Below are 6,237 nucleotides of genomic sequence, written 5' to 3'. Positions count from 1 at the left end.
TCAATGGCCTGAAAAAAGCCTCAATTGAAATTGACCGTAAGATTTTAGCCGACATCGCAGTATTCGACAAAGCCGCATTCACGGCCTTAGTTGAAAAAGCGAAAAGTGCTTTAGCATAACTGCTAGTTAAAAGAGGGGAGATTTTTCTCCTCTTTTACTTTATCTAACAGTCAGTTAATAGTAGAAATGCTAATTTTAAATGCTAAATAAAACGGCAGATTAACCCCATGAAAACATTGATTTTTCGCTTTTTCTTTTACTTTAGTGCCTGATATACGGGGCTTATCTGCGTAAGAGAAAAAACGAAAAGTTACGCTAAAGCCTCCTGATGGAGGCTTTTTTGTTTTTAGTTTTTTGTAAAAATGCATTAAAATCAGATGAATGTCTTTTCATAGTTTGTATAGTGGTTAATATATAATCTACACAATTAGAATTATAGCAATGTAGCAAGTGAGTTAACTCGATGAGCTTCTCCGCCGCTGTTTCATGCTGTGCTCGTGGTAATTCGAAATGTGAAGGTTATATCTACTATCAATTGATAACTAGTTAAACGACCATGAGGTCATAAAGGGGAAACAATGCCACATCTCGCTGAGTTGGTTGCACAGGCAAAAGCAGCCATTGAGGAAGCCCAGGATGTTGCTGCGTTAGAATCAGTGCGTGTTGAATACTTAGGCAAAAATGGCCATTTAACACTGCAGATGAAAACGCTGCGTGATCTGCCTGCTGAGGAGCGTCCAGCAGCAGGGGCGGTGATTAATGAAGCTAAAGTTCAAGTGCAAGAAGTATTAAATGCTCGCAAAGAAAAAATGCAAGCAGATATTCTTAATGCACGCTTGGCATCAGAAACTATTGATGTATCGCTGCCAGGCCGCCGTATGGAAAATGGGGGCTTACATCCAGTCACCCGTACTATTCAGCGTATTGAAGCGTTTTTTGGTGAGCTCGGTTTCTCTGTTGAATCAGGTCCAGAAATTGAAGATGATTACCATAACTTTGATGCATTAAACATTCCTCCTCATCATCCAGCGCGTGCTGATCATGATACGTTTTGGTTTGATGCGACTCGTCTCCTGCGTACCCAAACTTCTGGTGTGCAGATTCGCACTATGCAAGGGCAAGAGCCACCTATCCGTATTATTGCACCGGGCCGAGTATATCGTAACGATTATGATCAAACGCATACTCCAATGTTCCATCAAACCGAAGGCTTAATTGTTGATAAAGATATCAGCTTTACTAATCTGAAAGGAACATTGCATGATTTCCTGAATAACTTCTTCGAAGAGGAAGTACAGGTGCGTTTCCGTCCTTCTTATTTCCCATTTACTGAGCCGTCTGCAGAAGTTGATGTCATGGGCAAAAATGGTAAATGGCTAGAAGTGTTAGGCTGCGGTATGGTTCATCCAAATGTTCTGCGCAGTGTTGGCATCGATCCTGAAGTTTACTCCGGCTTTGCCTTCGGTATGGGAATGGAGCGTTTAACCATGTTACGTTATGGTGTTACCGATCTCCGTGCATTCTTCGAAAATGATTTACGTTTCCTCAAACAGTTTAAATAAGGCGGGATTATCTCATGAAATTCAGTGAACTCTGGTTACGCGAGTGGGTAAATCCAGCCATTGATAGTGAAGCATTATCTGATCAAATCACAATGACTGGCTTAGAAGTTGATGGTGTTGAGCCGGTTGCGGGTGAATTCCACGGTGTTGTAGTCGGTGAAGTTGTTGAGTGTGGACAGCACCCAAATGCCGATAAACTGCGCGTAACAAAAGTGAATGTAGGCGGTGAACGCTTACTGGATATCGTTTGTGGCGCACCAAATTGCCGTTTAGGGCTAAAAGTGGCTGTAGCTACTGTTGGCGCAGTATTACCAGGTGACTTCAAAATTAAACCGGCTAAATTGCGTGGTGAACCGTCTGAAGGGATGCTGTGCTCATTTTCTGAGTTAGGTATTAAAGAAGATCACAGCGGCATTATAGAATTACCGGCGGATGCTCCGATAGGCACAGATATTCGTGACTATTTAAAATTAAATGATCACGCGATTGAAATCAGCATTACACCAAACCGTGCCGACTGCTTAAGCATTTTAGGTGTGGCTCGCGATGTCGCAGCAACCAACAAAATGACGCTGATTGAACCAGAAATTGCCGCAGTAAAAGCGACAATTAATGACAGTTTTCCTATCCGCGTTGATGCTCCAGAAGCTTGCCCTCGCTTTTTAGGTCGAGTGATTAAAGATATCGATGTAACAGCACCTACGCCAATGTGGATGCAAGAAAAACTGCGTCGTGGCGGTATTCGTTCAATTGATCCGGTGGTAGATATCACTAATTTTGTATTGCTTGAACTGGGTCAACCACAACATGCTTACGATTTAGATAAATTGAACGGTGCTATTATTGTTCGTATGGCGCAACCCGACGAAACGTTAGTCCTACTCGATGGTACACAAGCTAAGTTAACTCAAGATACATTAGTCATTGCAGATGAAACTGGCGCGTTAGGGATTGCGGGTATTTTCGGCGGTGAGCATTCAGGGGTTAACAATGGGACTAAAAACATTCTGTTAGAATGTGCGTTCTTTAATCCATTATCGATCACTGGCCGTGCACGTGGCTACGGATTGCATACTGATGCATCTCATCGTTTTGAGCGCGGTGTTGACCCACAATTACAATTTAAAGCGATGGAGCGTGCTACTCAGCTGATATTGGATATTTGTGGCGGACAAGCTGCGGATATTATTGATGTTACTCATCAAGAGTATTTACCGAAAGCATCTACGATCACTTTAACGCGCAAAAAATTAGATCGCTTATTAGGTCATCATATTGATGATTCACAAGTCACTGATATTTTGACTCGTTTAGGTTGCCAAGTCACAGTTAACTCGGGCTCATGGGATGTAATTGCCCCGTCATGGCGCTTTGATATGGCTATCGAAGAAGATTTAGTCGAGGATGTTGCCCGTTTATACGGTTATAACAATATTCCTGATGTACCAGTGCGTGCTGATTTAATTATGACGCAGCATAAAGAAGCTAAATTGCCATTGAAACGTGTTAAAACTTTGCTGGTTGACCGTGGTTATCAAGAAGCGATTACCTACAGTTTCGTTGATCCAAAAATTCAGGCATTAGTCCATCCAGAACAAGAGGTTCTGATTTTACCTAACCCAATTTCAGCAGATATGTCTGCAATGCGACTCTCGTTATTGACAGGATTACTGACCACTGTAGTCTATAATCAAAATCGTCAGCAAAGTCGTGTGAGATTATTTGAAACGGGTCTGCGCTTTGTTCCTGATACTAAAGCAGAATATGGAATTCGTCAGGAATTAATGCTGGCAGGTGTCATTGCGGGTAATCGTTTTGAAGAACACTGGTCACTTGATAAACAAATTATCGATTTCTTTGATTTAAAAGGGGATCTGGAAGCTGTTTTAGAATTGACTGGCAAGCTGAATCAAATTACATTTAAACAAGAAGCTCATTTTGCGCTTCATCCGGGTCAAAGTGCTGGAATTTATCTGGAAAATGAATATATTGGATTCATCGGTGTTATTCATCCAGAACTTGAACGCAAACTGGATCTAAACAGCCGCACAGTAGTATTTGAAATTCGTTGGGATGCGATTGCAGAGCGTATACTGCCTGACGCGAAACAGATTTCACGCTATCCAGCGAACCGCCGTGATATTGCTGTGGTGATACCTGAAAATGTGGCTGCAGCTGATGTGCTAGCTGAATGTAAAAAAGTTGGCATAAATCATATAGTTGGCATAAACTTGTTTGACGTGTATTGTGGTGAAGGGATAGCAGAAGGTTATAAAAGCCTTGCTATTAGCCTTACCTTCCAAGATACCCAGCGTACCATGGAAGAAGAGGAAATTACCGCGACCGTTGATCAGTGTGTTGCTGCGTTAAAACAGCGATTCCAAGCATCCTTGAGGGACTAAACCTATGGCGCTTACTAAAGCTGAAATGTCAGAAAATCTGTTTGAAAAACTTGGTGTTAGCAAACGCGATGCCAAAGAGCTCGTAGAATATTTCTTCGAAGAAGTTCGCAGTTCTTTAGAAAATGGCGAACAAGTTAAATTATCTGGATTTGGTAATTTTGATTTACGGGATAAGAATCAACGTCCTGGACGCAATCCAAAGACAGGCGAAGATATTCCAATTACAGCTCGCCGTGTTGTCACTTTCCGCCCAGGCCAAAAATTAAAAAGCCGAGTAGAAAAAGCAACACCAAAAGAATAATTGAGTTAGAGTTCAGTTAAAAGACCGCCTAGGCGGTCTTTTATTTTACGCAGCTTGCTAATACGCGGTAGAATTCAATTCTTTATTATCACTGATGACTCATCTAATTTCCCATGCAAACGACAAATCTTATTCAACAGTTTAATCAGCGCCAAAAACGAGCAGATAGCCGCTTTATTCTGCTTTTGGTCGGTTTTTTATTGGTTATTATGTTGTTTGCATTAAGTGCTGGCGAAATTTGGCTGTGGCCGACGTCGTGGAGCAGTGATGCGGCACAGTTATTTGTTTGGAATATTCGCTTGCCACGTGTGTTAGCGGTGATAGTGGTTGGTGCTGGGTTAGCAGTTACCGGCGCAGTTATGCAGGCGCTGTTTGAAAATCCGTTAGCTGAACCGGGATTACTAGGCATCAGTAATGGGGCGGGGGTTGCGGTAGTATTCATTGTTTTACTTTATCACGGGATAGCTCCTTATTGGTTATTGAGCCTTGGGGCGATAGCAGGAGCACTGCTATTAACTTTTATTTTATTATTTTTTGCCCGTCGAAAGCATTTTAGTAACACCAGTCTTTTATTGGTTGGAGTGGCGCTAGGTGTAATTTGTGGCGCCATCATGACATGGATGGTGTATCTCAGTAGCAGCTTAGATTTACGTCAATTATTATATTGGATGATGGGCAGTTTTAGTGGCGTTGATTGGCGACAGAGTTGGATGTTGATAGCCAGTATCCCCTGTTTATTGGGGTTAATATTACAGGGCCGAGTATTAAATTATCTTTCATTAGGGGATATCCAAGCTTATCAATTGGGTGTTTCATCATATTATTGGCGTTTAATTTTGATTGTGATGAGTGGAATTTTAATTGGTCTCAGCGTGGCGATTGCCGGAGCGATTAGTTTTGTTGGCTTAGTAGTACCACATTTGTTACGTTTAGCGGGATTAACTGATAATCGGATGTTATTACCAGCTTGTGCCTTGGCGGGTGCCGCAGGTTTATTACTAGCTGATATATTATCGCGATTATTATTATCTAATGCAGAAATTCCGATTGGCGTAATTACCGCGACTTTGGGGGTCCCTTTATTTATCGGTTTATTAATACGCAATAATCACTGGCGTTGAAATGAGGCTAGATAGCTATTATGCAGCCAATTATTACACCTACGATAAAAACAACAAAACAGCCAAGTATATTAATTGAGATTATTAATTTATTTATTGATCAGCGTCTGAAAAATATTTCTCAACAGGTATACGCTGGTGAACAAATACATTTAATCGGCGCGAATGGTTCGGGTAAAAGTTCATTAATTTCAGCGCTTAGTGGATATTTATCGTATCAAGGTCAAATTTTTATCGGTGGTCATGAGTTAGCTAAATATTCAGCAGCAGAATTGGCAGTAATCCGCAGTTATTTATTACAGCAATCGACATCAATACCCGCATTAAAAGTATTTCAGTTTTTAGCGTTATGTTATCCAACTGTGGCTTTAGACAGTAAGGTGTTGGAATTATTATGTGATGATTTTCAAATACATCCATTATTATCTAAATCTGTCGAACAGTTATCGGGAGGAGAGTGGCAACGGGTGAAAATTATTGCTGCTTTTTTACAGGTCTGGAAGACGGGTTCTTTGGCAGGACATTTTATTTTATTTGATGAGCCAAAGAATAATTTAGACATTATTCATCAAGCTAATTTAGATAAATGGATTAAATATTTCTGTCGGAGAGAAGGAACCGTTATAATGAGCGGGCATGATTTAAATCATTCTTATGAGCATGCCAGCCGAATATGGTTAATGCGGCAAGGTGAATTATTAGCATCGGGTCAACCTGAATATGTTATGACCGAAAAAAATCTTTCAGACGTATTTGGTGCCCCGATAAAATTGAGTGAAAAATCAACTAAACAGTTTTGGCAGGTAATTAATTTTGACGGCTAAACAAAAAGTTGTTTTAATCACTGGTTT

At 40.9% G+C, this 6,237-nt stretch carries 7 protein-coding genes and 1 other annotated feature; all 7 genes read left to right on the top strand.

Annotation, left to right across the window (positions count from 1 at the left end):
- The coding region (locus M992_RS10960; RefSeq protein WP_147638180.1) for a 50S ribosomal protein L20 at positions 1–119 on the top strand (119 nt) is incomplete at its 5' end.
- Between the two features lie 102 nt (positions 120–221).
- Positions 222–345: a sequence feature (Phe leader region), on the top strand.
- Positions 228–272 carry a pheST operon leader peptide PheM gene (pheM, locus tag M992_RS15635; RefSeq protein WP_134473794.1) on the top strand — a complete coding sequence of 15 codons (45 nt, stop codon included), beginning with the start codon at positions 228–230 and terminating at the stop codon, positions 270–272. It overlaps the preceding feature by 45 nt.
- 233 nt (positions 346–578) lie before the next feature.
- The gene (gene pheS / locus M992_RS10955) at positions 579–1,562 is read left to right on the top strand and encodes a phenylalanine--tRNA ligase subunit alpha (protein ID WP_053908640.1); all 984 of its coding nucleotides are present in this window, start codon (positions 579–581) and stop codon (positions 1,560–1,562) included.
- Positions 1,563–1,576: 14 nt separating this feature from the next.
- Complete coding sequence (gene pheT / locus M992_RS10950; RefSeq protein ID WP_053908639.1) at positions 1,577–3,964, top strand: phenylalanine--tRNA ligase subunit beta; 2,388 nt, start codon at positions 1,577–1,579, stop codon at positions 3,962–3,964.
- A 4-nt stretch (positions 3,965–3,968) separates the two neighbouring features.
- Positions 3,969–4,265 (top strand): integration host factor subunit alpha, encoded by a 297-nt coding sequence (ihfA, locus tag M992_RS10945; protein WP_047255523.1) that lies wholly within the window; start codon positions 3,969–3,971, stop codon positions 4,263–4,265.
- Positions 4,266–4,378: 113 nt separating this feature from the next.
- Positions 4,379–5,386 carry a vitamin B12 ABC transporter permease BtuC gene (gene btuC, locus M992_RS10940; protein WP_053908638.1) on the top strand — a complete coding sequence of 336 codons (1,008 nt, stop codon included), beginning with the start codon at positions 4,379–4,381 and terminating at the stop codon, positions 5,384–5,386.
- A 20-nt stretch (positions 5,387–5,406) separates the two neighbouring features.
- A complete protein-coding gene (locus M992_RS10935) occupies positions 5,407–6,210 on the top strand; it encodes a vitamin B12 ABC transporter ATP-binding protein BtuD (protein WP_053908637.1) in 804 nt (267 codons plus the stop codon).
- The last annotated feature ends 27 nt before the right edge of the window (positions 6,211–6,237 follow it).

The sequence above is a fragment of the Moellerella wisconsensis ATCC 35017 genome, from assembly GCF_001294465.1.
GTDB lineage: Bacteria > Pseudomonadota > Gammaproteobacteria > Enterobacterales > Enterobacteriaceae > Moellerella > Moellerella wisconsensis.
The sequence above is the reverse complement of the archived record's forward strand: the minus strand, read 5'-3'. Positions and strand labels throughout refer to the sequence as shown.

Coding starts and splice junctions, on each gene's coding strand:
- pheS (WP_053908640.1), top strand. CDS start 579: ATGCCACATCTCGCTGAGTTGGTTGCACAGGCAAAAGCAGCCATTGAG.
- M992_RS10935 (WP_053908637.1), top strand. CDS start 5,407: ATGCAGCCAATTATTACACCTACGATAAAAACAACAAAACAGCCAAGT.
- pheT (WP_053908639.1), top strand. CDS start 1,577: ATGAAATTCAGTGAACTCTGGTTACGCGAGTGGGTAAATCCAGCCATT.
- btuC (WP_053908638.1), top strand. CDS start 4,379: ATGCAAACGACAAATCTTATTCAACAGTTTAATCAGCGCCAAAAACGA.
- ihfA (WP_047255523.1), top strand. CDS start 3,969: ATGGCGCTTACTAAAGCTGAAATGTCAGAAAATCTGTTTGAAAAACTT.